The sequence below is a fragment of the Pseudonocardia ammonioxydans genome, assembly GCF_900115005.1.
In the GTDB taxonomy this organism is placed as follows: Bacteria; Actinomycetota; Actinomycetes; order Mycobacteriales; family Pseudonocardiaceae; genus Pseudonocardia; species Pseudonocardia ammonioxydans.
The window spans coordinates 103,356-128,015 of sequence record NZ_FOUY01000018.1 but is presented as its reverse complement, the minus strand read 5'-3'; the positions used below and the strand labels follow the sequence as shown (position 1 = coordinate 128,015).

The window sequence follows — 24,660 nt, the reverse complement described above, 5'->3', positions numbered from 1 at the left end:
GATCTAGCGTTGCTAGCGAATGAGTCAACACTAGAACTGGCGCTGACCACTTGTCTAGCGGCGCTAGGATCGAGCCCATGTCGGTGCAGGAACGCAAGCAGCGGGAACGGGCGGAGCGCGAGCGCCTCATCGTGGCGACGGCCCGCGAACTCGCCGCGGAGCAGGGCTGGGACGCGGTCACCACCCGCCGGCTCGCCGAGCGCATCGAGTACAGCCAGCCCGTCCTCTACAGCCACTTCCGCGGCAAACGCGAGATCATCGGTGCCGTCGCCCTGGAGGGCGCCGCCGAGATGGCTGCGGCGCTGCGGGCCGCGACCGCCGCCGCGGACGGCCCTCGCGCCCGGGTCGCCGCCCTCGCCCGCTCCTACCTCGACTTCGCCGAGCGCAACCCGCCGGTCTACGACGCGATGTTCCAACTCGACGGGGGCCTGGCGTTCGCGAGCGAGGACACCCCGGCGCCGTTGAAGGACGCCTTCGCCGCCCTGCTGGAGGGCCTCGGCGATGCCGCGGGGGACGACGTCCACCCGGCACTGTTCGCCGAGGTGTTCTGGGCTGCCCTGCACGGGCTGGTCACCCTGACCCGGGCGGGACGGCTGCCACCCGAAGAAGCCGAGCGACGGGTGGATCTGCTGGTGGACCGGCTCGCCCTCGTCTGATGCGTCCCGTCCGAGCGACCGGCACGGTGCTCGGACCGACCACACGGGACGGACGTGCCTGATCAAGTCGGTCGACGGAAGCGCAGCCCACGGGCACCCTCGGCATGTGCACGCCTACCAACGACCCGCCGTCGAGGACGGCGTCTTCCGGGACGCGACGGGCGCCGTCATCACCTACGGCGACCGGTGGGGCGCACCGGGCCCGCCCGAGGACGCGTACTCGGTCACGACCCATCCTGAGCGCTTCCGGCCGCTGCACACGGTGGCGGACGCGCTCGTCACCCACCTCGTGACCTCGTACGACGTCGAGGTGAGCAGCGGAGCCACAGTGCCCGGCGACACACCGGGCGGACCGGAGATCGCCCGGGCGACCGAGCTCCGGCCTCGCGATGCCCGGGCGGCGCCGATGACCATCGCGCACACGGCGTTTCCCGGCGTCGTCGTGCACGCCGGGGTGCTGCTCGACGCGACCTACCCTGCCTGCGGGTGCGATGCGTGCGACGACACGTGGCAGGAACAGGCCGACGATCTCGAGTGGCTGGTCGGGGCCGTCGTTGCGGGGCGATTCCGGGAGTGGGTGACGCGTCGCAACGGGCGCACCTGGGTGGGGCACTCGCTCGGGGCCGACGGCGGGCGAACCTCCTCGGGTGAGTCCGTCGCCGACACCCTGCCTGCCGATCGGCTCCGGGCGGCGACCGCAGTTCTGGGGAATTCCCACCCCGGGTGGGCGGCGTGGCCCACCCGCCGCGGGAGCCCCTGACGGGGCGTTGTGCCCCGCCCGACGATCGCCGACGGACCGCGAGAGATCCGCATGCGCCGTCTCCCCCGGCGGAACATCATCGTCACGTCGAGGCCGAACGGGATCGCGGTGGCCGGCGACGACGCACCTGCCGGGCCCGACGGAGGGACTCGATGATGACCGCACCGACCGTTCTGGTGATCGGGTTCGACCCGTACCGGGCGCCCGTACCCGATCCCGACGCGGTAGCCGCTGCACTCGACCGCGGACGTGCCCGGTTCGCCGAGTTCGGGCTGAGCGCCGAGACCTGCCTCGTCGGGGTGGACGACCGGATCGAGGACGAGGTGACGGCGGCTCTGGCCGCGCGCCCGTGGGACTGCGTCGTCGTCGGCGGCGGCATCCGCACACCGCCGGAGGCGCTCGAGCTGTTCGAGCTCGTGGTCAACCTGGTGCGCCGGCACGCGCCGCAGGCGGCGATCGCGTTCAATACCAGCCCCGAGGACAGCGCCGACGCCGCTGCGCGCAGCCTCGCCGCACCGTGAGGTGGCGCGACGCGGGCTGCACCGCTCTCGCCCCGGCCCTACGCGTCGAGTGCGGGCCGGGGAGCGGCGCCGTAGGCGTCCATGAACATGTCGATGATCCCGTCGATCACGTGCTCGTCGACGGGGTACGGCGTCAGGAGCCACCGGTAGTACAGCGTCCCGGCCAGCACCTCCGCCGCGACCCGCAGGTCCACGCCGTCGACGAGCTCACCGCTGTGCTGGGCCAGGACGATGCGCTCCAGCGTCCGCTTCTCCACGACCGCCAGGAACCGCTCGTGCAGCGCCGCCCGTAGTGCCGGGTCGGACTGCGCCTCGGCGATGACGGCCCGGTAGATGGGGCCGATGGGTGGCGTCGAGAGGGCACGACTGGACCTGCGGAACTGTTCACGCAGGTCCGCCCGGACCTCGCCGGTGGCGTGGTAGTCGAGATCGCTGACCCACACGCGGCTCAGGGCGTCGAGGAGAAGATCCGCGATCGACGACCAGCGCCGGTAGATCGTGTGCTTCCCGACGCCGGCGCGTCGCGCGACCGCTTCGATGGTCAGGCCCCGGTACCCGACCTCGGTCGCCAGCGCGAGCGTCACCTCCAGCAGTTCGCGGGTGCGCTCCTGACCTCGGCGACGCGGTGTCGCGGGAGGGTCCGCCATGCAGGCAGCGTACCGGCACGGGCCGTGCCGTTGACGCGCCCCGCCGCGGCGTGCATGATTTCTCCTAACGGCACGGTCTGTGCCGATCGCCGTTTCTCCGTCATCCATCCGATCGGGAGGACCCGATGAAGACCATGACCTGCCGGCAGCTGGGCGGCCCCTGTGACGCGACGCTGAGCGGGACGACCGCCGACGAGATCATCAAGGCGCAGGATCGCCACCTGCGTGAGACCGTCCGAGGCGGCGGCTCCGACCACCTCCCGGCACACGAGGAGATGAAGGGCCGGTGGCGGCACCCGATCAAGGCGATGGGCTGGTACCGCGACACCAAGAAGGCGTTCGCCGCCCTCCCCTGACGCACCGGCCGACCGGCCTCACCCGTGCAGGGTGGGCCGGTAGACGAGCTCCTGGGTGCGGCCGTCGAGCGTGCGGCTCTCGAGCAGCTCGAGGTCGAAGTCGTCGCCACCCCGGAAGATCGGATCCTGCCCGGTCCGGCCGGTGATCGCCGGGAAGATCGTCACCTGGACCCGGTCGACCAGGCCGGCGGCCATCAGCGCCCGGTTCACCGACAGGCTGCCGTGCGAGCGCAACGGCACCGTGGACTCCTCCTTGAGCCGGGCGACGACGTCGACGGCGTCCCCCCGCGCCAGGGTCGCGTTCGGCCGGTCGAGGGGTTCGTGCAGCGTTCTCGACACCACGGTCGCCGGCAGGCTGATCATCCGGGCGACCCAGGGGTCATGGACCTCGGACTCCTCGGTGCTCGAGGCGAGCATCTGCGTGAACGCGCGATAGGTGTTGGCCCCGAAGACCATCCGTTGCTCCTGGCGGTAGATCCGGAGGCGGTGCTCGAGCAGCTCGGGGCCCTGCTTGCCCCAGTAGCCGGTCCAGTCGCCGCCCGCCGTGCCGAAGCCGTCGAGGCTGGAGAAGACGTCGACGGTGTAGGTGACGCTCATGGTGGTCTCCTTGCGGTGGGTGGGCTACAGGGAGACCGACCGGCGACGACGGCGACACTCATCGCCGGAGCCCGGACACCCGCCGAGATGCAGACCAGCGTCGCCGAATGATCGACAATTCGCGCTGAGCCGCATGTCGGTGGGTGTCGCGGCCCCGCTCACCCCGCGAGCCGTCGCAGGTGGACACCGACGACCTCCGCGGGATCGGTGCCCGGCGCCATCCCGTGCGGCTGGACGAGCTCGGCCGAGAGTCCGGCGATCACCGCCACCAGCAGCTCCACCTCCACGTCGAGGGCCGCGTCGTCGGCCACCAGCGGGGTCAGCGCGGCCCGCAGCACGCTGCGCAGGTCGGCCCCCATCCGGCCGGCGAGGGGCCGGTAGGTCTCGCTCAGCCGTGCCGCGACCAGGAACTCCTGCAGCACGACGAGCTCGTCGCGGCCCCGGTCGCCGATCGGGATCAACGCGCGGCACACCGCCTCCAGCGCCGCGACCGCCGCGTCCCGGTCGCCGGGCACCGGCTGCGGGCAGCCGGCGAGCCTGCGCTCCATGCGGCGCCCGACCTCGTCCGCGGCGGCGATCATCATCGACTCCCGGGTCGGGAAGTGATGCCGCACCGAGCCGACGTTGATGCCGGACTCGGCACCCACCCGGCGCTGCGACACCGCGGCCACCCCGTCGCGGCGGACCAGGGCGAACACCGCCTCCAGGATCCGAGGACGGGCGTCCCCGGCCGGCACCCTGCTCACCGCTCGCTCCACACCGGACGGTCCGACTCGGACACCCGGCCGTCGCCGTGGAAGACCAGGAAGCGGTCGAACGACCGGGCCAGCCAGCGGTCGTGGGTGACGGTGAGGATCGTGCCGTCGAACGCCTCGACCGCCTCCTGCAGCACGTCGGCCGAGTACGGGTCGAGGTTGTCGGTGGGCTCGTCGAGCAGCAGCAGGGTCGCGCCGCGCAGCTCCAGCAGCAGCACCTGCAGACGCGCCTGCTGGCCACCGGAGAGCGTCTCGAACCCCCGGTGCGCGGCTCCGGCCAGGTCGTAACGGGCCAGCGCCCGCATCGCCTGCTCCGGCCCGATCCCCCGGCGGCGCGGCCCGCCCGCCACGAGCAGCTCGGCCAGGCCGCGGCCGGTGAGCTCGGGATGGCGATGGGTCTGCACGAACCACCCCGGCACCACCCGCGCGCCGAGCCGGGCCGTCCCGTGGTGCGCGACCGGCTCCACGCCGTCGGCGCCGTCCGGATCGAGGGTCGCGAGCAGCCGCAGGAAGTGCGACTTGCCGGTGCCGTTCGCGCCGAGCACGGCGACCCGCTCGCCGTAGAACACCTCGGTGTCGAACGGCTCGGTGAGCCCGTCCAGCGCGAGCTGCGTGCAGGTCAGCACCCGTCGCCCGGTCCGGCCGCCGCCGAGCCGCATCTGCAGCCGGGGCCGGCGCGGCACCTCCTCCGGTGGGCCCGCGGCGTCGAACCGCGCGAGCCGGGTCCGGGCCGCCTGGTAGCGACCGGCCATGCCGTCGTTGTACGACGCCTTCTGCTTCAGCTCGTGGACCAGCCGGACCAGGCGCACCCGGCTCTCGTCCCACCGGCGGCGTCGTTCCTCGAGCCGCTCCAGCCGGTCGGCCCGCGCGTCGTCATAGGTCGCGAAGCCGCCCCCGTGGGTCCAGACGGTGTTCCCGGCCGGGTGCAGCTCGATCGTGACGACCCGGTTCGCGCTGCGGTGCAACAGCTCCCGGTCGTGCGAGACGAACAGGACGGTCTTGTCGGAGTCCCGGATCCGCTGTTCGAGCCACTCCTTGCCGGGGACGTCGAGGAAGTTGTCCGGCTCGTCGAGCAGCAGCACCTCGTCCGGCCCGCCGAACAGCAGTTCCAGCGCGAGCCGCTTCTGCTGCCCGCCGGAGAGCCGGTCGGTGTCGCGGAAGCGCACCTGCTCGTAGGGCACCGCCACGACCGCCCGGCAGCAGCGGTCCCACGACGCCTCCGCCTCGTAGCCGCCGGCGTCGCCGTACTCGGTCAGCGCCTCGGCGTAGCGCAGCTGCTCGGCCACACCGTCCGACTCGATCAGGGCGTCCTCGGCCGCGTCGAGCCGGCGGCCCGCCGCGCGCAGCCGCTCGGGCGAGAGCTCCAGCACGAGCTCGCGCACCGTGCGCCCGCCGAGGAACTGCGGCATGACGCCGAGCCCGCCGGAGCGCCGCACGGTCCCCGACCACGGCTCGGTCCCGCCGGCGACCAGGTCGAGCAGCGTGGACTTCCCGGTTCCGTTGGCCCCGATCAGCGCGGTCTTCGTGCCCTCCCCCGCGCGGAAGGACACCTCGCTGAGCAGCACCCGTCCGTCGGGCAGGACGTGGTCGACGTCCTGCAGCTCCACATGGCCCATACTCCGGACTATCGCAGCTGCGATAGTCCGGTGCGACCGGATTTCACGGGCGTCAGGGCAGCTGACGGCCGTTCGGTCCGGACCCCAGCGACGGCGTCTGCGAACCGGACAGCCGCCGGTAGGCCCAGATTCCACCGCCGATCAGCAGGGCGCCCGCGGCCACCCAGGCCAGTGACCCGATCAGCCAGCCCAGCACCGGCAGCACCACACCGGTGAGCACCACGATCGCGCCGATTCCCGCCAACACCAACAATGCGATCCTCATGGCACCACGATGCCCCGCCGCCGGGGCCGTCGCCTCGGGGTCGCCCCGGAGATGCCTCGGGGTCGGGGCGGGTACCCGGACCGTCGAGGGAGGGTGGTCGCCGTGGGCGGGATCTGGACGATCGGGCACTGGACGTGCGCACAGGACACGTTCCTGCAGCGGCTGCACGCCGCGGGCATCGAGGTGCTGGCCGACGTGCGGGCACACCCGGGCTCGCGGCGGAGCCCGCAATTCGGCAGCGACGCGCTGCCGGAGTGGCTCGCACCCGCCGGCATCCGGTACCTGCACCTGTCCGAGCTCGGCGGGCGGCGCGCCCGGCAGGACGTGCCCGCCGAGGTGAACGCCGGCTGGACGAACGCGAGCTTCCACAACTACGCCGACCACACCCTCGGCCCCACCTACCGGGCCGGGATCGAGCGCCTGGAACGGCTCGCGTCGGAGCACCGGGTGGTGATCATGTGCGCCGAACCGCTGCCGTGGCGCTGTCACCGGCAGCTGATCAGCACCACGCTGACGGCGCGGGGCTGGACGGTCCGCCACCTCATCGGCGACGACGAGCCCCGCGTCCACGAGCTCGGCCGCTGGGGCGCGACACCGCACGTCGACGCGCACGCACAGGTGACCTATCCGCGCACCGACCGGTGACGCCGATCCCCCGCCGGCAGGTGTGACGGCCGCTTCAGTGGGCATGCATGACTCATGCATGAACGGCACCTCGTCAACACGCTCGGGGCGCTGGCGCTGGCGGTCACCGACCTGATGACCGACGGCGCGGGGCCCGCCGCGGGAACGAGTACCAGTGGCGCCGCGGCGCTGGCGGTCCTACTGCAGGCCGGCGGGCCGGACGGGGACGAGCCGGGAGCCGGAGAGCTGGGTGTGAGCGCGCTGGGCCGGCACGTCGGGCTGAGCCAGCCGGCGGCCGCGCGCATGGTCGACGCGTTGGAGGCACGCGGGCTCGCCCGGCGCCGCCGCGAGTCCGGGAACCGGACCACCGTGCACCTCACCCCGGACGGTGCCCGGGCGGCCCGCCGGGTGCTCGCCGAGCGGGCGGACCGGCTCGCGCCCTTGCTCGAGCCCCTCGCCCCCGACGAGCGCCAGGTCCTGGGCCGGCTGCTGGACCGGCTGTTGCCCGGCGTCCACGACCGGATCGGCGACGGCGATCTGGTGTGCCGGCTCTGCGACCGGCACGGCTGCACCGAGGCCGGGGCCCGCTGCCCGGTCGGCTGGGCCGCGCGCGGCCGGCCCGACGAACCGGGCCGCTCAGCCGAACCGGGCAGCTCCGAATTGGACAGTGCCGAACTGGACAGTGCCGAACCGAAGAGCGAGGCGTGCTCCGATGGCTGAGGTCCTCGCACTCGCGGCCGCGCTCTGCTTCGGGCTGGTGCACTTCCTGTCCGGCCTGCTCGCCCGCCGCGCCGACAGCTACGGGGTCGCGGCGGTCGGCCAGCTCGGCGGAACCGTGCTGGTCGCCGTCGTCGCGGTGGCCGGGGCCGTCACCGGCGCGGGACCGTCGCCGGCGGCCGCCGCACACGCCGGCGTGGTCGCGCTGGGCTGGGGTGCGCTGTCCGGGGTCGGGACGGGGATCGGCGTGGCCTACCTCTACCGCGGCCTGGCCTCCGGGCGGATGAGCGTCGTCGTACCGCTCAGCGACGTCGCCGCGGTCGCGCTGCCGGTGCTGGTCGGGGTGGTCCTGCTGGGTGACCGGCCCGGCCTGCCCGCCTGGACCGGCATCGCCCTCGCCGTTCCCGCGTTGTGGCTGGTCTCGCGCCGTCCGTCGACCGGCGGCGGCGCGGACACCGGGCGGACCGCGGCCGGGACCCGCTTCGGGCTGCTCGCCGGGATCGGCTTCGCCGTGCAGTTCCTGGCCATCTCCCGGATCGACCCGGCGGCCGGGCTCTGGCCGATCCTGCTCGCCCGGGCCGCCGCGGCCGTGACCATCTGGCCGATGGCCCGCGCCGCCGGCGCCGAGCTGCGGATCCCGCGGCGGCTGGTCCTTCCTGCCGCGCTGGTCGGGGCGCTGGGCTCGGTGGCGATCGTGCTCTACCTCGCCGCCACCCGCGAGCAGCTCCTGGCGGTGGCCACCGTGCTGGCCGCCCTCTACCCGGCCGTCCCCGTCCTCCTCGCGATCGCGCTGCTCCGGGAGCGCCCCGGCCGGGCACAGGTGACCGGGTTGGTCACCACCGCGACCGCGATCGGGCTGATCGCGCTGAGCTGACCCGGCTCATCAGCCGTCCGCCGGTACTACCCTCCGAGCTGCAGCCCGACGCCGTCGTCGCGGCTGTCGTCGAGGCGGCGCCGAGGAGGCACCCTGTGACCCATCCCCCGGCTCACGACCGCGAGGTCGTCTCGTGGATCGATCACCACGCGGAGCGGACACCGGAAAGTTCTGGAGTCCAGCAGTTCTGAAGGGTCTGACGGCTCGAACCGAAGGTTGCGGGTCGTATGACCCGGCTACCTCGACCCTTGGGTTCACGAACCCCATGGTGGCCGCGGCCAGGGACTCGCCGCGAAGCTCCGGCGCTTCTTGAGCTTCCGACAGCTTCGGTTACCGCGCTTGACCCCGCCCCGAGTGTCGATCAGCAGCTGCTGGACGACGCCGCCGAGCGGCTGACGGCGGACCGCTGCCGGCGTCTGAAGCTGCTAGCAGGGACGGGCGTGAGCTCATGCCGCTCGACGGGCGAACAGGAGCGCCTGCGGGAACTCGCTGTCTGGATTCAGGACCATGTGCGCTTCGACCTCGAACCCAGCTTCGCGCAGCCAGCCGGCGACGAGGTGGGGTTGGCGGCGGTAGACGGGCACGTTCATCGGGTGGCCGCCGTAACCCTGCGTCTTCACCCAGGAGTCGTTACCGGCGTGGAACAGGAGCTGCACCGGTCCGCCGGGGCGCAGCACCCGGCGGAAGTGCTCGAGCGCTACCCGGACGTCCTCATCGGGCATGTGGATCAGCGACTGCCACGCGATGAGCCCTCCCACCGACGCATCGGGCAGCTCTGGGGCGGTGATAGAGCCCACCTCGAAGCGCAGGCCAGGATGGTCACGGCGAGCTACGTCGATCATCTGCGGAGAGAGATCCACGCCGAAGGAGTCTATGCCGAGCTCGTTCAGGTGGGCCGTGATCTGGCCAGGCCCGCACCCCATGTCCGCAACTGGTCCGCCGCTCCGCCGCACGCTGTCCACGAACAACGCCAGTGCGCCGCTCAAGTAGGGCTGCTCTGCAAGGGCGTGTCGTACTTGGTCGGCGTAGCTGTCCGCAACCGTGTCGTAGGACATGCGAGTCTCGGCATCCCAATTGGTGGTGCCGGCTTCTGGGTGTGCGCTCATGTCCCACCTTTAGCTTCACGAGGAGCTGCGGACTCTATCCACTGCCGGGGTGATCAGATCCCACCGGTTGCCGGCGATGTCGCGGAACACGGCATATCGACCATGCGGTGCGGTACGAGGACGGCGGCCGCCCTCACCGCGGACGGGTGGCTCCGGACCGGCGACGCCGCGACGATCGACGACGACGGGTTCCTGACCCTGGTCGACCGCTGGAAGGACATGTACATCTCCGGCGGCGAGAACGTCTATCCGGCCGAGGTGGAGAACGCCTTGCACGAGCATCCGGCGGTGTCCCAGGCCGCGGTCGTCGGGGCCCCGCATCCGCGGTGGGGCGAGAGCGAGGTCGCGTTCGTCGTCCCCGCCGCCGGCACCGACCTCGACCCGGTGTCCCTGCTCGAGTTCTGCGCGGAACGCCTGGCCCGCTACAAGGCCCCCACCGACGTCGTGCTGCTCGATGAGCTGCCACGCAACGCGACCGGGAAAGTGCTGAAGGCACCGCTGCGTGAGCGGGCCACCGGCGCGGCGTGACCGCGACCGGGTCCGGCCGCACCCGGATGCCCGCGGGCTTTACCCGGCGGCCTCGCCGGTCCACGCTTCGTTGCACAGCGAGGCGCCGTCCGACGCGGTGGCCAGGCGCAGGGACGAGACCGGCCGGCCCGGCCGAGTGAGGGGGCACCGTGCCCGCACCCGTCACGCCCACCCTGAGCCGCTGCATCGGTACCGGGGACCCGCCCGCGCGGCGCGGACGCCGGCTCGTCTGCCCCCGGTGCGGCCGCGGGCCGACCTCGATCGGACTGCCGGCCGTCGCCCGGGAGGGTCTCGTCGTCCCGCCGCACTCGCCCCATCCCGCGAGCCGTTGAGGGCCCGGGCAGCGACACGGGACCGCCCGCACGAGCGTCGCGGCGCGACATCCGGCGCTATCTCCCAGCGCTGTTATATTAGCGCTGTGACAAACCCGGACCCGACCCGCTCCCCCGACCGACTACAGCCGCTGCGGCAGTTGCTCGCGGCCATGGATGCCGAGATCGAGAAGGTCTACCGGGACCGGGGGCTGCACGGCGTCCGGCCGCGCTACGCCTATCCGCTGATCCGGCTCGCCCACACCGGACCGCTCACGATCCGCGAGCTCGCCGACTCGCTGAACCAGAGCCATTCCGCGGTCAGCCAGACGCTCGCGGGCATGCGCCGGGAGAACCTGGTCTCCTCCCAGCCGGGCACCGACGCGCGGACCCGCCGGGTCGCACTGACCGCCTACGGGCGGTCGCTGGTGCCGTTCCTGGAGACCGAGTGGCGGGCCACCGAGGCGGCGGTCGCCGAGCTCGACGACGAGGTCCTGCCCCTCGCGCTCAGCGCCGCCGTGACGGCGACGGAGGCCGCCCTGCGTCGCCGCAGCCTCTCCGACCGCATCTCCGATCGGATGGACGACGACGCCGCGCCGCCCGGCCCACCCGGGGACGAGGCATCGGGATGACCCGAGGCCCCTCGACGTACGTCCACTGCGGACCCGCTCGTTCCGTGAGCTGTGGATCGGCACGTCGCTGGGGGCGTTCGGTCAGCAGGTCGCCACCGTCGCCGTCCTGCAGCAGACCTGGGAGCTGACCGGGAGTCCGGTGTGGACCGGTGCGATCGGGATCGCCACCGCCGTCCCGATGATCCTGTTCGGACTCCTCGGCGGGTCGCTCGCCGACCGGGTCGATCGGCGCACGCTCGTGCGGGCCTCGACGGCGCTGCAGGGCGCCGGCGCGGGCGCGCTGGTCGCACAGGCAGCACTGGGGAATGGCTCCGTCCTGCTGCTGCTCGCCCTGGTCGCGGTCCAGACGGCCGGGGCGGCACTCGGGGCACCCGCCCGCCGGACCCTGCCGGTCCGGCTGCTCCCGGCCGACCAGGTCGCCGCCGGGATCGCGTTGTCGATCGTCTCGTTCCAGGCGGCAATGCTCGTCGGCCCGGCCGTGGCCGGCGCCGTGCTCGCCACCCGTGGCTTCCCGGCGGCCTACGGCCTGCAGGCACTGACCATCGTGGTGTCGCTCGTGGCCGTGCTGCGGCTGCCCCCGGTCCCGCCCGCCCGCCCGGACGGCGCATCCGGTCGCTCCCCAGGAGGGTGGCGGTTCGTCCTGCGCAGGCCGACCCTGCGGGCCTCCTTCGCCGTCGACCTCGCCGCGTGCGCCCTCGCGATGCCCGTCGCCCTCTTCCCGCTGGTCAACGAGCTGCGCTTCGGCGGGGATCCGCGCACCCTGGGTTTGTTCCTGTCCTCGATCGCGGTCGGAGGGCTCCTCGCGGGGGCGTTCTCCGGCGCGGTGACGCGGGTACGCCGCAGCGGCGCGGTCCAGCTCGCCGCCGCCGGCGTGTGGGGGCTCGCCCTCGCCGGCTTCGGGCTGGCCGGGCCGGTCTGGGTCGCACTCGGCTGCCTCGTGCTCGCCGGGGCGGCCGACTCGATCTCGGTGTTCACCCGCGGCGCCCTCGTCCAGCTCGAGACCCCCGACGAGTACCGCGGACGGGTCTCCTCGGTCGAGCACGTCATCGGCGTCGCCGCCCCCGAGCTCGGGAACGTCCGCGGCGGCGTGGTGGCGTCGCTGACCTCGGCACCCGTCGCGCTGGTGACCGGTGGTCTCGCCGCGACCGCGGTCACCGTCCTGATCGCCGCGATCGACCGACCGTTGCGGCACTACGTGACGCCGGGGACCGCCCCGAGGCGAACCGGGCCGGCCACCCCGTCGCGCCGTTCCCACCGATCCTGACCACCGCACCGGTGCCTCGGTGCAGGTCGTCGCCGGACGGCGCTCGGACATCCACTCTCGACCCCCGCTCTGCTACATTCTATAAATTATGTCGTCACCCCAGCCGCTCATCGTCGATGCCGCTGCCGGCGTGACGACCCTCCAGCTGAACCGCCCACACCGCCGGAACGCCCTCGACCACGCCCTGCTGGATCTGTTGCTCGACGGCATCCGCGACGCCGCGGCGCGGGGAGACGCCGCGATCGTGCTCACCGGCGGTGACAGCTACTTCTCCTCCGGCGGGGACGTCGGTTCGATGCCCACCGCGCACGACGGCCTGTTCGGGGCCGCCTCGCGGCTCGCCCTCGTCCACACGGTCATCGAGGAGATCGTGCACTCGGACGTGATCGTGGTCGCCGCGGTCGAGGGGTACGCGGTCGGCGCCGCCTGGGGGCTGGTGCTGGCGTGTGATCTCGTCGTCGCCGCAGAGGACGCCTTCTTCTGCGCGCCGTTCGCCGAGCGCGGGCTGACCGCCGACGGTGGCACCGCTTACCACCTTCCGCGCCGGCTCGGAGCGCAGCGTGCGGCGAAGCACCTGTTGCTCGGCGAGCGGCTCGACGCCCCGGAGGCCGCGACAGCCGGGCTGGTCAGTGACCTCGTACCCGCGGGGTCTGCCACAGCGCAGGCACGGACGATCGCACAGCGGCTGGCTGCCGGACCGCGCGAGTCCAACGCACTCACGAAACGGCTCCAGACCACCGGCAGCGGCGGTCTCTCGGACTTCCTCGCCACCGAGCGGATGGCCGTCTCCCTCGCCGGGCACGGGCGCGATGCCGCCGAGGGGCGTGCCGCCTTCGCCGAACGGCGGCGCCCCCGATTCGCATGACCCGGCCGCCGGAACCCGTCCGGCGACCCGACACGACCGATCCGGATCAGGAGAAGGGACCGCACATGACCAGCCTGCTGGAGGGCCACACCGCCGTCATCACCGGCGGGGCCCAGGGCATCGGGCTCGCCATCGCCCGCACCTACGTCGCGCACGGCGCCCGTGTCGTGCTCGGCGACCTCGACGAGGCCGCCGCCCAGGCCGCCGCCGAGGAACTGGGCGGCGATGGCGTCGCCCTGGGCGTGCGCTGCGACGTGGTCTCCGCCGCAGACGTGCAGGCGCTGATCGACGCCGCCGTCGCGACGTTCGGTTCGCTGGACGTGTTCGTGAACAACGCCGGCATCACCCGGGACGCCACGATGCGGACCATGTCGGAGGAGGACTTCGACCTGGTCCTGCAGGTGCATCTCAAGGGCAGCTGGAACGGCACGCGCCTCGCCGCCGCCCACATGCGGCAGCAGAAGTCGGGAGCGATCGTGAACATCAGCTCGCTGTCCGGCAAGGTCGGGATGGTCGGGCAGACCAACTACTCGGCTGCGAAGGCCGGCATCGTGGGGCTCACCAAGGCCGCCGCCAAGGAGATGGCGCACCACGGCGTGCGCGTCAACGCCATCCAGCCCGGCCTGATCCGGTCCGCGATGACCGAGGCGATGCCGCAGAAGGCCTGGGACCAGAAGATGTCCGAGATCCCCATGCAGCGGGTGGGCGAGGTCGACGAGGTCGCGAACGTGGCGCTGTTCTACGCGTCGTCGTTGTCGTCGTACATGACCGGGACGACCGCCGAGGTCACCGGGGGACGGTTCATGTGAGCTGCGCGCCCGGAGAGCTCCCCGCCCACCGCTTCGACACCCACCGCTTCGACACCGCCCTGGAGGACCCGTGCCCGACGCCGTGATCTGCGAACCCCTGCGGACCCCGATCGGCAGGTACGGCGGTGTGCTGAAGCCACTCAGCGCGGTCGACCTGGGCACCACCGTGCTGCGCGAGCTGCTCGCTCGCACGGGTGTCCCCGGCGAGGCCGTGGACGACGTCATCCTCGGCCACTGCAACCCGAGCAGCGAGGCACCCGCGATCGGGCGGGTGGTGTCGCTGACCGCGGGCCTCCCGGTCGAGGTGCCCGGCCAGCAGCTCGACCGGCGTTGCGGTTCCGGCCTGCAGGCCGTGCTCAACGCCGCGATGACGGTGCAGACCGGAGCCGCGTCCCTCGTCGTCGCCGGGGGCACCGAGTCGATGAGCAACGTGGCCTTCTACACCACCGATGCCCGCTGGGGCGCCGCCCGCGGCGGCATGACCATGCACGACGGGCTGGCCCGCGCCCGGGAGACCGCCGGTGGCCCCGGCTACCCGGTGCCCGGCGGCATGCTCGAGACCGCCGAGAACCTCCGCGCCGAGTACGGCATCGGCCGCGAGGAGCAGGACGCACTGGCGGTCGAATCGCACCGCCGGGCGGTCGCCGCCCAGGATTCCGGGGTGTTCGGCGACGAGATCGTGCCGACGACGGTTCCCGGCCGCCGCGGCACCGAGACCGTCGTCGACACCGACGAGCATCCCCGCCGCGACACCTCGATGGAGTCGCTGGGAGCCCTGCGCCCGGTCCTGGGCCGCACGATCCACGGCGCGACCGTGACCGCAGGCAACTCCAGCGGGCAGAACGATGCCGCCGCGATGTGCCTGGTGACCACCCCGGAACGCGCCGAGCAGCTCGGGCTGCGCCCCCTGGTGCGGGTGGTCTCGTGGGCGGTCGCCGGCGTGCCGCCCCGCACCATGGGGATCGGACCGGTCCCGGCGAGCGCACTCGCCCTGGAGCGGGCCGGGCTGAAGCTGTCCGACATCGACCTCGTCGAGCTCAACGAGGCCTTCGCCGCGCAGGCGCTGGCCGTGCTGCGCGAGTGGGGCTTCGGCGCCGACGACCGGGAGCGGGTCAACGTGCACGGCTCGGGCATCTCGCTCGGCCACCCGGTCGGCGCCACCGGCACCCGGCTGGTCGGCTCGCTCGCCCGCGAGCTCGACCGGCGTGCGGGGCGTTACGGGCTCGCCACGCTGTGCATCGGTGGCGGACAGGGCCTGGCCGCCGTCCTGGAGCGGGTGCCCGCGTGACCACCACGCGGCCGCTCGTGGTCGCCACCCCGGCCGAGCTCGATGCCGCCGTCGGCGTCGAGCTCGGCCCGGGGCCGTGGTTCGTCGTCGACCAGGACCGGATCGACACCTTCGCCGCGGCGAGCGGTGACCACCAGTGGATCCACGTCGACCCCGCACGGGCCGCTGCCGGGCCGCACGGAACCACCATCGCGCACGGTCAGCTGACGCTGTCCCTGATCTCCTCGCTGGCCGGGGACCTCTACCGTCTCGAGCTCGGTTCCGCACGGCTCAACTACGGGATGGACCGGGTGCGCTTCCCCGCTCCGGTCCCGTCCGGCTCCCGGGTACGGCTGCGCGCCACCATCGCGAGCACCGAGCCGCGGACCGGCGGGGTCCTCGTGGCGATCGACGTCACCGTCGAGCTCGAGGACTCCCGGCGACCGGCCTGTGTGGCCCGCAAGCTGTCGCTGCTGCTGCTCGACTGAACCGCCCGGCAGAACGCCGGACGCCTCCGGTTCGACGGAACCGGAGGCGTCGGTCAGGGATTCTCTCCTGCGGGTCAGCCGTTGAACCCGAACGCCGCGTTCCAGCGCCGGACGACGTCGGCACCCTGCGCCGCCGCCTCCTGCGGGGAGTAGACGACGAAGCTGGGATCGTCGGCCTTCGGGAGCCGGTACTGGCCGGTCGGCCACTGCTCGATGTCGGTTCGCGCTCCGATGAAGCCCTGCGCGGCGGCGAACTGCTGGCCCGACTTCGACCAGGTCCAGTTCATGAACAGCTTCGCGGCCGGACTGTCCTGGCCGGCGCTGGTCAGGCCCTGCATGTTGAACGTGCCGGACACGCCTTCCTCCGGCACCACGAGCTTGATGGGTGCCCCGGACAGCTCGGCACCGTAGGTGCTGTTGAAGCCGGCGGTCGCAATGTCGATCTCGCCGCGCGCGAGGGACTCGAGCTGCACGGACGTCGTGTCGAAGAAGCGCGGATCCTGGGCCGCCAGACCGCCCCAGTAGTCCGGGCCCATGACCTGCTCCTGGAATGCGGCGAGGCCCTGGACGGTGCCACCCGCACCGGCGTTGACGACCCCCATCCGGCCCTTCCACCTCGGGTCGAGCAGGTCGTCCCAGCTGGTCGGCACGGCGGCGGCATCGACCGCCTGGGTGTTGTAGGCGAAGGCGTAGGCCGAGTAGTACGACGTGTAGTAGGCGCCGTCGGCCCACTGCACGTCCTTCGTCCCGGCCAGGGTGTCGTGAGTCGGCATCTCGGTGTAGGGCACGTAGACGCCGTTGTCCTCGAGCCCTTCGGCGATCATCGGGTCGGTGACGGTCACGACGCCGGCGGACAGCCGTCCCGCGCCCGCCTCGCTCGGCACCCGCTCGTTCAGCTTCGCCGACGGCATCCGGGTCACCTCGACCTCGACCCCGGTCTCGGCGGTGAACCGGTCGGCGGTGAGCTCGGCGCTCTCGCTGCCCGACCCGGTGAACCAGACGAGCGTGTCGTCGCGGGCGGCCTCGAGCAGGCTCGCGTCGGCGACCTGTTCGCCGTCGACGACCAGCCCGTTGGCGTCGTCGACGGCGGGGAGCGCGAGCATCTCCTCCGTGGTGGCGTCGGCGGCGCCCGCTCCGCCGCAGCCTGCGAGGAGCAGGCTGCCCGCGGTGAGTGTGGCGGCCAGGACACTCAGGCGTGTCCGCTTCATGGGTCAGCTCCTTTGCTGAGAGCGGACGACGCTGTCGTCCGCGGGGGGGGGAACTACCGCGCGAGGCGGCGGGGGATGTAGGACAGGACGAACATGAAGGCGGTGTAGATGACGCTCATCGCGGCCGCCTCCTGGAGCGCGCCGCCGTTCTCGAACGCGTCGTAGATCGCGATCGAGAGGATCTCGGTGTCGCTGGTGTAGAGGAACAGCGGCACGGTGAGCTCACGCATGCTGAGCATGAGCAGCAGCAGGAACGTCGACAGCAGCCCGACCTTCATCAGGGGCACCGTCACGCTCGTCACCGCGCGGCCCCGGGAGGCGCCGAGCATGACCGCGGAGTCCTCGAGGTCGCGGTCCGTGGCGAGGATCGAGGAGGAGACGCCTCGGAAGCCCTGCGGGGCCTGCACCGCGAGGAACGCGACGACCAGGACCGCGAGGGTGCCGTAGAGCGGGACCGGCATGACCAGCCAGGTCCACAGCAGCCCCATGCCGAGCACCACTGCCGGCAGCGCCAGCGGCACCATCGACACGCCCTCGACCAGCGATCGGCCGGACGCCTTGGTGCGGTAGACGACGTAGCTGCACAGGAATGCCAGCACGACGCCCGCGCCCGCCGCGCACACCCCGACGACCAGGCTGTGCCACGTCGCCTCCCGGAAGCTCGAGGAGCCCAGGACGTCGGCGAACGAGCTGAAGTCGAGACCGCCCGGCTCGGCGAGCTCGCTCAGGGACGACATGTACGGGGAGCTCTGCCCGGAGACCACCACGAGCGCCAGCACCGGCAGCACGATGGACAGGAAGAAGAAGACCAGGACGCCGAGGAACAGCGGGATCCGGGCCCGGCCCAGGGCGACCTTCTTCTGGCGGACACCCTTGCCGGTGACCGTGGTGAACGACCGCTTGGCCAGCATCCGCTGCTGCAGCCAGGTGGCCAGCAGCACGACCCCGACGAGCACGACCGCGATGGCCGCGCTCTCGTTACCGCGCGACGGGCTGGTGTTGAGCAGCCGGAAGATCAGTGTCGGCAGGGTGTCGACGCCGCCCGGGGTGCCCAGCACCTGGGCGACCGGGAAGTTCTCGAAGATCAGGACGAAGGTGAGCATCGCCGAGCCGATCAGCGCCGGCGTGGCCAGCGGGAACGAGACCAGGCCCAGCATCCGGCGCGAGCTCGCGCCGTGCACCCGGGCGGCCTCCTCGAGGTCCGGGCTCATCAGCGACATCGCCCCGTGCACCATCAGGAAGGTGTACGGCGAGTAGTACAGGGCGAAGACGAAGATCATCCCCGGCACCGAGTACATGTCGAGCGGCAGCGACGTCCCCAGGTCGCTCTGCGCGATGTTGAGCAGCCCGGCGTTCGGGCCGGCGAGCATCGACCAGGCGAGCGCGCCGACGTAGGACGGCAGGAACATCGGCATCAGGCCGACCAGGAACACGAACGGCGCCGCCGGGATGTCGGTGCGCGCGGCGAGGAACGCCAGCGCCGCGCCGATGAGGCAGGCCAGCGCCGTCGCCACGACACCGACCACCATGGAGTTGAGGAACGCCCGCAGCGTCTGCGGGTCGGCGAAGATCCCGAAGTTGGCCGCGGTCAGGTCCCAGGTGATGTTCCCGGGCCGTGGCACGTCCACGCTGAACGCGGCGAGCAGCACCATCGCGGCCGGGATGAGGATCAGGACGGTCAGCACGAGCAGGACCAGCCCGGTGGGCAGCCACCGGCGGCGCCGGCCGCGGGCCGACCGCGCCGGGCCCGGGGTGCGGGCCGGTGCCGCGCCCGCACCCCGGGCCCGGCGCCGGTCGTCGAGCAACGCCACGGCTCAGCCCTCCCCGGACATCGTCGCGGCGTGGGCCACGACCCGACGCCCGTGGTCGTCGTCGACGCCCGGCTCCGCCGGCGCGGCGTCGTCCCGGACACCGTCCCCGACGACCGGGCCGACCTCCTGCGGGAGCACCTGGACGTGCGCGGGGTCGATCTCGACGTGCACGCGGTCGTGCTGGCGCGGCACGAACGTGGCGTCCTGCGTGTGGACCTCGAGGCTCGGTCCGGCGTCGAGCGCGACGGTGCAGCGGGCGTACGAGCCCTGAAAGACGCTGACCTCGACGGTGCCCGGCCAGGAGTTGGGGGCTCCCGCACCCGGCTGCGTCGCGAGCCGCACGTGTTCCGGGCGCACGCAGACGCTCAGGTCGTCCCCGGCCGGGACGGCGGTCCCGACCGCGATCTCGAGGGCGTGGTCGGCCAGGCGCAGCCGGTGCTCCCCCGCCCGCGGCGCACAGGTGCGGAAGATGTTCGCGACCCCGAGGAACTCGGCGATCGACGCCGAGGCGGGGTTGCGATAGGTCTCGACCGGCGTGGCCAGCTGGGAGATCCGTCCGTGCTGCATGATCGCGATGCGGTCCGCGAGCGCCAGTGCCTCGGACTGGTCGTGGGTGACGTAGATGCTGGTGAGCCCGAGTTCGAGCTGGAGCCGTCGCAGCTCGACGCGCAGGTCGTCACGCAGCCGGGCGTCGAGGTTCGACAGGGGTTCGTCGAGCAGCATCACGTTGGGTTCCATCGCGAGGCTGCGGGCCAGCGCCACCCGCTGCATCTGGCCACCGGAGAGCTTGCTCGCACCCTTGTCGGCCAGGTGGCCCAGGCCGACGAGCTCCAGGGTCTCCTGCGCCCGGGTCCGGATCTCCTTCTTCGGGCGCCGCTTCATGCGCAGCGGGAAGGAGACGTTCTCCAGGACCGTCATGTGCGGCCAGACGGCGTAGGACTGGAACACCAGCCCGACGTTGCGCCGGTTCGGAGCGACGTTGGTCCCGGCGGCGGCGTCGAAGACCGTCGTGCCACCGATGCTGATCGAGCCCCCGCTGGGGTCCTCCAGCCCGGCGACGCACCGCATCGTGCTGGTCTTGCCGCAGCCCGACTGCCCGAGCAGCACCAGGGACTCGCCGTCCTCGATGTGGAGACTCAGGTGCTCGACCGCGGTGAAGTCGCCGTAGGTCAGCGACAAGTCGGTGATCTTCACGTCCATGGTGTGTCCTCGGATGTGTGTCGGTTCATGGTCGGGCGGGCCGATCAGGCCTCGTCGGCCTGCTGGACCAGTGCGTCGAGCGCGACCGCCCCGCGGCCGCGCGGGCGCACCGCGACCGGGTTGATCTCGGCCTCGACCACGTCGGGGTGCGTCACCGCGAGCCGGGACATCGCGACGACGGTGTCGACGAGCCCGTCGAGGTCCCCGACCGGTCCCCCGCGGAACCCCCGGGCGATCCTCATCGCGGTCACCTCCTCGATCATCTCCCGGGCCACCTCCGCGGTGACCGGTGCCAGCCGCAGCGTGGAGTCCTCGTAGAGCTCGGCATGGATCCCGCCGGCCGCGAGCACGACCAGCTGCCCCACCGCCGGACTCACCCGGTAGCCGACGAGCGCCTCCACGACCGTGTCGTCGACCATCTCCTGCACGAGGAACTGCTCGAGCTGCAGCGTGGGCTCGTGCGCGGCGACATTGGTGCGGATCGTCCGGACCGCATCGGCGAGGCCGTCCGCGTCTCCGACGCCCAGCACGACCGCTCCGGCGTCGGACTTGTGCGGCAGCCGATCCGACAGCGCCTTCACCACGACGGGGTAGCTCTGCCCCGCCGCGGGCGTTGCGGAACCGTCGCAGGTCGTCGCGGCAGGGAACCGCACCCCCAGCTCGCCCAGGAGCCGGGCCGAGGCGGCCTCGTCGAGCGTGCGGGTCGACCGGGCTGCCGGTGCGGGCTCGCGGGTGGCCAGCACCTGCGGGTCGACCGGGCGGCGGGCCAGGGTCGCGGCAACCGCCTCGGCGCAGGCCTCCGCCGTGCGGAACGCGGGCACGCCCGCGTCGTTGAGCATCCGCAGCGAGTCGAGCGCGTCCGGCAGCGCCCAGGCCGCGATCGGGACCGGGCCGTCGCCCGCCGCCTCGGCGATCGCCCGCACGGCCAGCTCCGGGTTGAGCCGGGCCGACGAGCCGATCACGAAGAGCACCAGGTCGAACTCGCCGCTGGAACGGAGCACGTCGAGGGCGCCGAGGACCAGGTCGTGCCGGGTACCGGCCAGCGTCAGGTCGACGATGAGGTTCTCCGCAACGGCGAGCCCGAGCCCCCCGAGGCGCTCGAACACCGCCGGGCTCGGCCGGGCCACCGTCACGCCGCGGGTCTCGAGCTGGTCGACGAGGATCGCGGCACCGCCGCCGGTGGAGGTGATCACCGCGATCCGGTCGGCCCGGGTGGCACCGGGGCTGCCGATCCGGCGCTGCAGGGCCTCGGCCTCGATCAACGCCTCGAAGTTGTCGACCCGGGCGAAGCCACAGGCCCGGAAGAACGCGTCGGCCTCGTCGTCCTCGCCGGCGAGGGCTCCGGTGTGCGAGACCGACAGCGCGGCGGCGGCGTCGCTGCGGCCCAGCTTGTAGACCGTGACCGGCCTGCCCCGCTCGGCGGCAGCCGCGGCGAACCGGGCCAGCGGCCCGGCGTTCTCCATCGACTCCACGAACAGCGTGTACGAGCCGATCTCGGGGTCGTCGAGGGTCGCCTCGCAGATCTCACCGAGGGTCAGGTCGACCTCGGAGCCGGTGGAGACCAGCCCGGCGAAGCCGAGCCCGCGGGCCTTCGCCCGGGTCATCAGGGCGCCGATGACACTGCCGGACTGGGACGCCACGAACGAGGGCCCGACCGGGAGGTCGGACTCGGCGAACGCGGCGTTCGCGGTGAGCAGCATGCCGTTGCGCGGGTTGACCACGCCGATGCTGTTCGGCCCGAGGACGCGCACGCCGTAGGTGTCGGCGACCTCGAGCAGCTCGGCCAGCCGTTCCCGGTCCTCCGGACCACCCTCACCGAAGCCACCGGACAGGATGGTCACCAGCGGCACGCCGGCCTCGCCGCACTCGCGGACCGCGTCGACCACCCGCGCGGTGTCGGTCACGACGAAGACGTGATCGGGCACCTCCGGCAGCGAGGCGATGTCGGGCCAGGCCTGCTCACCGAGCACGGTCTCGCGGCGCGGGTTGATCGGGTAGACCCCGCCGGTGAACCCGGCCTCGCGCAGGAACCGCAAGGGGCGCGCGGTGGTCTTCCGGGCGTCGTCGGACGCCCCGATGATCGCGACGGAGCGCGGCGCGAGCAGCGCGCGCCCCAGGTCGGCCCGGGTCGTACCGGGGGCGCCGGCGGGCCGGTCGGTCAGCTGGGTCATGCCACACCCCGGCAGTACTCGTCGGTCCGGGCGACCACGTCGAGCGAGGCGAACGTCCAGAGCTGCTCGGCCAGCGCGGTGGCGGCGTCGCGGCCGATCACCGGCGCGGCGAGCCGCACCAGCTTCGCGGTCATCTCCTCGTCGCTCACCGGGTTGCCCGGCTCGCCGTAGGGCAGCGGTACCCGCTCGGTCAGCTCGCGGCCGTCGTGGCAGGTCAGCGTCACGACCGCGGTGCGCAGCGTCGGGTAGTCGGCGTCGGCCTGCCGGTCGGCACGTACGTGCACCCGGTCGACCAGATCGAGCACACCCGGGTCACGACGGGCGTCCCGGCCGAACTCGGTGAGTCCGACCTCGTCGTGCACCAGCGCGGTGGCCACCGCGAACGGGATGCTCATCTGCGCGTCGAGCAGCGCCTCCACCCGGGTACCCGCGTGGTGCGAGGCGACCGTGTAGGTGGCGACGTCGACCCGCGCGACGTCCGGCGCGGCCACCCCGTGTGCGGCGCGCAGCGCCCGAACGGCGTCGATCGGCCCGTGCAGGTGCCGGCAGGACGGGTAGGGCTTGACGTAGGAGTCGAGCACGACCCAGCGCTCCCCGAGCCCGTCGAGCAGGACGCCGGCGTCGAAACCGCCGTCGGCGAACGCGTCGACGTAGCCGTGCGGGGTCTCCAGGATCGGGCGCGGGCCGGTCACCCCGGCCTCGGCGAGCTCGACGCTGACGATCGCGTCGCGCGCGGCCTTGCCCGGGTGGATTCGCTTGACCTCGGCGTCCTTGCCGAGGAAGGCGAACAGCCCCCCGGCGTGCGATGCGGCGACGCCGAGCGCGTCGTGCAGCCGATCGGCATCGAGTCCGTGCAGCACCGCAACGCCACAGGTCGCACCGACGACGCCGGCGAGCGGGGTGTTGTGGAAGTGGTTGCGCCAGGTGGCCGGGTGGCCTGCGGCGGCGAGCCGGGACACGGCCTCCAGGGCGACCGCGAGCGCGCGCACGGTGGTGGTCGTGTCGCTGCCGCGGGCCTCCGCGGCGGCGAGCACGGCCGGGAAGCAGACGCTGCTCGGATGCACGCTGCCGGGGGTGTAGCCGTCGTCGACCTCGAGGCTGTGCGCGCTCGTGCCGTTCAGGAACGCGGCACCGGGTGCCGACACCCGGCCCAGGCCGATCGCCGTCGCGGCGCGGCCGGTGGCGCCGTAGGTCGTGCCGACGTGGGCCGCCACACCGCGGGCGACGTCGGTGGCCGCACCGGGGATCACGGCGGCCATGTAGTCGACGAGCAGCCGGCGCACGTGGTGCTCGACCTCCGGCGGCAGCGGGCGCTCCTGCGCCGCGACGACCCAGTCGACGACGGCGTCGGTCGCCCCGTCCAGGCTCCGGCCCGCGGCGGCGACGGTGTCGTGGGTGGTTCCGGTGACGCTCACTTGCCGGCCCCCGCCCGCTGGTCGAAACGCCGGCCGAAGATCGACCCGGCGATGGTGTTCTTGAGGATCTCCACCGAGCCGCCGGCGATCATCCAGCCGCGGGTGCGGCGGACGATGTACTCCAGCGGGTACTCCTGGCTGTAGCCCGAGGCGCCGAAGACCTGCATCGCCTCGTTGGCCACCTGGAAGGCGGTCCGGTTGGCGTGCAGCTTGGCGACCGCGGCCTCGGTGGCGTCCGGGGCGCCGGCGTCGGCGTTCGCGACGGCCCGCAGCAGCAGCATCCGCGCCGCGTCGAGCTCGACCTTCATGTCGGCGAACTTCCACTGCAGGCCCTGGAACTCGCACAGGTCCTTGCCGAAGGCCTGCCGTACCTTCGCGTGCTCGACGGCGCGCTCGTAGGCGGTCTCGGCCAGGGCCAGGGCCCGCGAGGCGTTGCCCATCCGCTCGACACCGAAGATCGAGAGCATCTTCCCCAGCGCGCCGCTGTCGGCGAGCACGTACTCCTTCGGCACCCGGCACTCGTCGAAGAACAGCTGGCAGTGCGACTCGCCGCTCATGTGCAGCTCGCGCTTGCCCCGGGTGAAGCCCGGGGAGTCGAACGGGACCAGCACGGCGCCGATGTCGCGCGAGGAGGGGCCGAACCGGCACCAGACCACCGAGTGCGTCGCGTCCGGGCCGTGCGAGTTCCAGCACTTCTGACCGTTGAGCACCACGTGCTCGCCCTCGTAGCGGGCGCTGGTGCGCAGGTCGGTCAGCGCGCTGCCGGCATCCGGCTCGCTCATCCCGGCGGTGACCAGGCCCTCGCCGCGCAGGAACAGCGGCAGGACCTCGGCGCGGACGTAGTCGGAGCCGAAGTTCGCGACCTGCCGGATGGCGCCGAAGTTGCTGGCCTGCAACGCGTCGGCGCTGTGCGGGCACACCTTGGTGATCGCCATCATCACGAGTACCGCGTCCAGCAGCGAGGCGCCCTGGCCCCCGACCTCGACCGGGAGGGTGAGCCCGGTCAGGTCGTGCTCCGCGAGCACCTTGAGCGAGTCCCAGGCGAACTCGGTGCGCTGGAAGGCGCGGGCACCGAACTCGCGCTCGGCAAGCTTGGAGACCGACTCCACGAGCGTGGTCTGCTCGGGGGTGAGGCCGAAGTCCATGATGATGGGTTCCTTCTCGTCGTTCGTCGTTCGTCGCTGAGCAGTCAGGGCT

The 24,660-nt window shown here is 72.9% G+C and carries 26 protein-coding genes; 14 read left to right on the top strand and 12 right to left on the bottom strand.

Features of this window, described 5'->3' with window-relative positions; genetic code table 11:
- Positions 1 to 77: 77 nt before the first annotated feature.
- From BM093_RS18355 to BM093_RS18345, 3 genes are all read left to right on the top strand, one after another.
- On the top strand, positions 78 to 656 hold the full coding sequence (locus BM093_RS18355) for a TetR/AcrR family transcriptional regulator (protein WP_093345261.1): 579 nt from the start codon (positions 78 to 80) through the stop codon (positions 654 to 656).
- 106 nt (positions 657 to 762) lie between these two features.
- On the top strand, positions 763 to 1,416 hold the full coding sequence (locus BM093_RS18350) for a DUF6226 family protein (protein WP_093345255.1): 654 nt from the start codon (positions 763 to 765) through the stop codon (positions 1,414 to 1,416).
- A gap of 152 nt (positions 1,417 to 1,568) precedes the next feature.
- On the top strand, positions 1,569 to 1,937 hold the full coding sequence (locus BM093_RS18345; RefSeq protein ID WP_245773608.1) for a hypothetical protein: 369 nt from the start codon (positions 1,569 to 1,571) through the stop codon (positions 1,935 to 1,937).
- A gap of 38 nt (positions 1,938 to 1,975) precedes the next feature.
- Here BM093_RS18345 and BM093_RS18340 read toward each other — a convergent pair whose 3' ends face one another.
- Positions 1,976 to 2,584, bottom strand: a complete 609-nt coding sequence (locus BM093_RS18340; RefSeq protein WP_093345250.1) for a TetR/AcrR family transcriptional regulator — start codon at positions 2,582 to 2,584, stop codon at positions 1,976 to 1,978.
- Positions 2,585 to 2,709: 125 nt separating this feature from the next.
- Between BM093_RS18340 and BM093_RS18335 the strand changes: the two genes are divergently transcribed.
- A complete protein-coding gene (locus tag BM093_RS18335; protein WP_093345245.1) occupies positions 2,710 to 2,940 on the top strand; it encodes a DUF1059 domain-containing protein in 231 nt (76 codons plus the stop codon).
- Between the two features lie 18 nt (positions 2,941 to 2,958).
- Here the strand turns inward: BM093_RS18335 and BM093_RS18330 are convergent, their stop codons facing one another.
- From BM093_RS18330 to BM093_RS18315, 4 genes are all read right to left on the bottom strand, one after another.
- Positions 2,959 to 3,537 (bottom strand): dihydrofolate reductase family protein, encoded by a 579-nt coding sequence (locus tag BM093_RS18330; protein WP_093345241.1) that lies wholly within the window; start codon positions 3,535 to 3,537, stop codon positions 2,959 to 2,961.
- Positions 3,538 to 3,695: 158 nt separating this feature from the next.
- Complete coding sequence (locus tag BM093_RS18325) at positions 3,696 to 4,283, bottom strand: TetR/AcrR family transcriptional regulator (RefSeq protein ID WP_177238555.1); 588 nt, start codon at positions 4,281 to 4,283, stop codon at positions 3,696 to 3,698.
- Entirely contained in the window at positions 4,280 to 5,908 is a 1,629-nt protein-coding gene (locus tag BM093_RS18320) for an ATP-binding cassette domain-containing protein (protein WP_093345238.1), read from the bottom strand. Before BM093_RS18320 ends, BM093_RS18325 begins: the two co-directional genes overlap by 4 nt.
- Before the next feature lie 52 nt (positions 5,909 to 5,960).
- Positions 5,961 to 6,173: a DUF4175 domain-containing protein gene (locus tag BM093_RS18315; protein ID WP_143105425.1), complete on the bottom strand. Its 213-nt coding sequence runs from the start codon at positions 6,171 to 6,173 to the stop codon at positions 5,961 to 5,963.
- A 102-nt stretch (positions 6,174 to 6,275) separates the two neighbouring features.
- Between BM093_RS18315 and BM093_RS18310 the strand changes: the two genes are divergently transcribed.
- Genes BM093_RS18310 through BM093_RS18300 form a run of 3 tightly spaced genes read left to right on the top strand, consistent with a single transcriptional unit; the run spans position 6,276 to position 8,388 of the window.
- Entirely contained in the window at positions 6,276 to 6,818 is a 543-nt protein-coding gene (locus tag BM093_RS18310) for a DUF488 domain-containing protein (RefSeq protein ID WP_218162817.1), read from the top strand.
- A gap of 54 nt (positions 6,819 to 6,872) precedes the next feature.
- A complete protein-coding gene (locus BM093_RS18305; protein WP_143105424.1) occupies positions 6,873 to 7,517 on the top strand; it encodes a MarR family winged helix-turn-helix transcriptional regulator in 645 nt (214 codons plus the stop codon).
- Positions 7,510 to 8,388, top strand: a complete 879-nt coding sequence (locus BM093_RS18300; RefSeq protein ID WP_093345226.1) for an EamA family transporter — start codon at positions 7,510 to 7,512, stop codon at positions 8,386 to 8,388. The genes BM093_RS18305 and BM093_RS18300 overlap by 8 nt, the downstream gene beginning before the upstream one ends.
- 446 nt (positions 8,389 to 8,834) lie before the next feature.
- Here BM093_RS18300 and BM093_RS18295 read toward each other — a convergent pair whose 3' ends face one another.
- Complete coding sequence (locus BM093_RS18295) at positions 8,835 to 9,494, bottom strand: class I SAM-dependent methyltransferase (protein WP_093345222.1); 660 nt, start codon at positions 9,492 to 9,494, stop codon at positions 8,835 to 8,837.
- 102 nt (positions 9,495 to 9,596) lie between these two features.
- Between BM093_RS18295 and BM093_RS18290 the strand changes: the two genes are divergently transcribed.
- The 7 genes from BM093_RS18290 to BM093_RS18260 all read left to right on the top strand — a co-directional run bounded on the left by BM093_RS18290 (position 9,597) and on the right by BM093_RS18260 (position 15,658).
- Positions 9,597 to 10,022, top strand: coding sequence for an AMP-binding enzyme (locus BM093_RS18290; RefSeq protein WP_093345219.1), 426 nt, complete (start codon positions 9,597 to 9,599; stop codon positions 10,020 to 10,022).
- Between the two features lie 418 nt (positions 10,023 to 10,440).
- Positions 10,441 to 10,965, top strand: coding sequence for a MarR family winged helix-turn-helix transcriptional regulator (locus tag BM093_RS18285; protein ID WP_093345216.1), 525 nt, complete (start codon positions 10,441 to 10,443; stop codon positions 10,963 to 10,965).
- A gap of 25 nt (positions 10,966 to 10,990) precedes the next feature.
- Positions 10,991 to 12,229, top strand: a complete 1,239-nt coding sequence (locus BM093_RS18280; RefSeq protein ID WP_245773615.1) for an MFS transporter — start codon at positions 10,991 to 10,993, stop codon at positions 12,227 to 12,229.
- Between the two features lie 88 nt (positions 12,230 to 12,317).
- Complete coding sequence (locus BM093_RS18275) at positions 12,318 to 13,094, top strand: enoyl-CoA hydratase/isomerase family protein (protein WP_093345205.1); 777 nt, start codon at positions 12,318 to 12,320, stop codon at positions 13,092 to 13,094.
- 65 nt (positions 13,095 to 13,159) lie between these two features.
- A complete protein-coding gene (gene fabG, locus BM093_RS18270) occupies positions 13,160 to 13,903 on the top strand; it encodes a 3-oxoacyl-ACP reductase FabG (protein WP_093345370.1) in 744 nt (247 codons plus the stop codon).
- A gap of 70 nt (positions 13,904 to 13,973) precedes the next feature.
- On the top strand, positions 13,974 to 15,191 hold the full coding sequence (locus BM093_RS18265) for an acetyl-CoA C-acetyltransferase (RefSeq protein ID WP_093345200.1): 1,218 nt from the start codon (positions 13,974 to 13,976) through the stop codon (positions 15,189 to 15,191).
- Positions 15,188 to 15,658 carry a MaoC family dehydratase gene (locus tag BM093_RS18260; RefSeq protein ID WP_177238554.1) on the top strand — a complete coding sequence of 157 codons (471 nt, stop codon included), beginning with the start codon at positions 15,188 to 15,190 and terminating at the stop codon, positions 15,656 to 15,658. Before BM093_RS18265 ends, BM093_RS18260 begins: the two co-directional genes overlap by 4 nt.
- 74 nt (positions 15,659 to 15,732) lie before the next feature.
- Here the strand turns inward: BM093_RS18260 and BM093_RS18255 are convergent, their stop codons facing one another.
- Genes BM093_RS18255 through BM093_RS18230 form a run of 6 tightly spaced genes read right to left on the bottom strand, consistent with a single transcriptional unit; the run spans position 15,733 to position 24,608 of the window.
- Positions 15,733 to 16,866 (bottom strand): ABC transporter substrate-binding protein, encoded by a 1,134-nt coding sequence (locus BM093_RS18255; RefSeq protein ID WP_093345192.1) that lies wholly within the window; start codon positions 16,864 to 16,866, stop codon positions 15,733 to 15,735.
- A gap of 53 nt (positions 16,867 to 16,919) precedes the next feature.
- Positions 16,920 to 18,677 carry an ABC transporter permease gene (locus BM093_RS18250; protein ID WP_218162816.1) on the bottom strand — a complete coding sequence of 586 codons (1,758 nt, stop codon included), beginning with the start codon at positions 18,675 to 18,677 and terminating at the stop codon, positions 16,920 to 16,922.
- A 3-nt stretch (positions 18,678 to 18,680) separates the two neighbouring features.
- The gene (locus BM093_RS18245) at positions 18,681 to 19,877 is read right to left on the bottom strand and encodes an ABC transporter ATP-binding protein (RefSeq protein ID WP_093345188.1); all 1,197 of its coding nucleotides are present in this window, start codon (positions 19,875 to 19,877) and stop codon (positions 18,681 to 18,683) included.
- A 44-nt stretch (positions 19,878 to 19,921) separates the two neighbouring features.
- Entirely contained in the window at positions 19,922 to 22,048 is a 2,127-nt protein-coding gene (locus BM093_RS18240) for an acetate--CoA ligase family protein (RefSeq protein ID WP_093345184.1), read from the bottom strand.
- Positions 22,045 to 23,463 carry an MmgE/PrpD family protein gene (locus BM093_RS18235; protein ID WP_177238553.1) on the bottom strand — a complete coding sequence of 473 codons (1,419 nt, stop codon included), beginning with the start codon at positions 23,461 to 23,463 and terminating at the stop codon, positions 22,045 to 22,047. The genes BM093_RS18240 and BM093_RS18235 overlap by 4 nt, the downstream gene beginning before the upstream one ends.
- Positions 23,460 to 24,608 carry an acyl-CoA dehydrogenase family protein gene (locus tag BM093_RS18230; RefSeq protein WP_093345173.1) on the bottom strand — a complete coding sequence of 383 codons (1,149 nt, stop codon included), beginning with the start codon at positions 24,606 to 24,608 and terminating at the stop codon, positions 23,460 to 23,462. Before BM093_RS18230 ends, BM093_RS18235 begins: the two co-directional genes overlap by 4 nt.
- Positions 24,609 to 24,660 lie beyond the last annotated feature (52 nt).

Bases quoted from the DNA above. Each gene is read 5' to 3' on its own strand.
- BM093_RS18355 (WP_093345261.1), top strand. From the start codon at position 78: ATGTCGGTGCAGGAACGCAAGCAGCGGGAACGGGCGGAGCGCGAGCGC.
- BM093_RS18345 (WP_245773608.1), top strand. From the start codon at position 1,569: ATGATGACCGCACCGACCGTTCTGGTGATCGGGTTCGACCCGTACCGG.
- BM093_RS18340 (WP_093345250.1), bottom strand. From the start codon at position 2,584: ATGGCGGACCCTCCCGCGACACCGCGTCGCCGAGGTCAGGAGCGCACC.
- BM093_RS18335 (WP_093345245.1), top strand. From the start codon at position 2,710: ATGAAGACCATGACCTGCCGGCAGCTGGGCGGCCCCTGTGACGCGACG.
- BM093_RS18330 (WP_093345241.1), bottom strand. From the start codon at position 3,537: ATGAGCGTCACCTACACCGTCGACGTCTTCTCCAGCCTCGACGGCTTC.
- BM093_RS18320 (WP_093345238.1), bottom strand. From the start codon at position 5,908: ATGGGCCATGTGGAGCTGCAGGACGTCGACCACGTCCTGCCCGACGGA.
- BM093_RS18315 (WP_143105425.1), bottom strand. From the start codon at position 6,173: ATGAGGATCGCATTGTTGGTGTTGGCGGGAATCGGCGCGATCGTGGTG.
- BM093_RS18305 (WP_143105424.1), top strand. From the start codon at position 6,873: ATGCATGAACGGCACCTCGTCAACACGCTCGGGGCGCTGGCGCTGGCG.
- BM093_RS18300 (WP_093345226.1), top strand. From the start codon at position 7,510: ATGGCTGAGGTCCTCGCACTCGCGGCCGCGCTCTGCTTCGGGCTGGTG.
- BM093_RS18295 (WP_093345222.1), bottom strand. From the start codon at position 9,494: ATGAGCGCACACCCAGAAGCCGGCACCACCAATTGGGATGCCGAGACT.
- BM093_RS18290 (WP_093345219.1), top strand. From the start codon at position 9,597: ATGCGGTGCGGTACGAGGACGGCGGCCGCCCTCACCGCGGACGGGTGG.
- BM093_RS18275 (WP_093345205.1), top strand. From the start codon at position 12,318: ATGTCGTCACCCCAGCCGCTCATCGTCGATGCCGCTGCCGGCGTGACG.
- fabG (WP_093345370.1), top strand. From the start codon at position 13,160: ATGACCAGCCTGCTGGAGGGCCACACCGCCGTCATCACCGGCGGGGCC.
- BM093_RS18255 (WP_093345192.1), bottom strand. From the start codon at position 16,866: ATGAAGCGGACACGCCTGAGTGTCCTGGCCGCCACACTCACCGCGGGC.
- BM093_RS18245 (WP_093345188.1), bottom strand. From the start codon at position 19,877: ATGGACGTGAAGATCACCGACTTGTCGCTGACCTACGGCGACTTCACC.
- BM093_RS18240 (WP_093345184.1), bottom strand. From the start codon at position 22,048: ATGACCCAGCTGACCGACCGGCCCGCCGGCGCCCCCGGTACGACCCGG.
- BM093_RS18230 (WP_093345173.1), bottom strand. From the start codon at position 24,608: ATGGACTTCGGCCTCACCCCCGAGCAGACCACGCTCGTGGAGTCGGTC.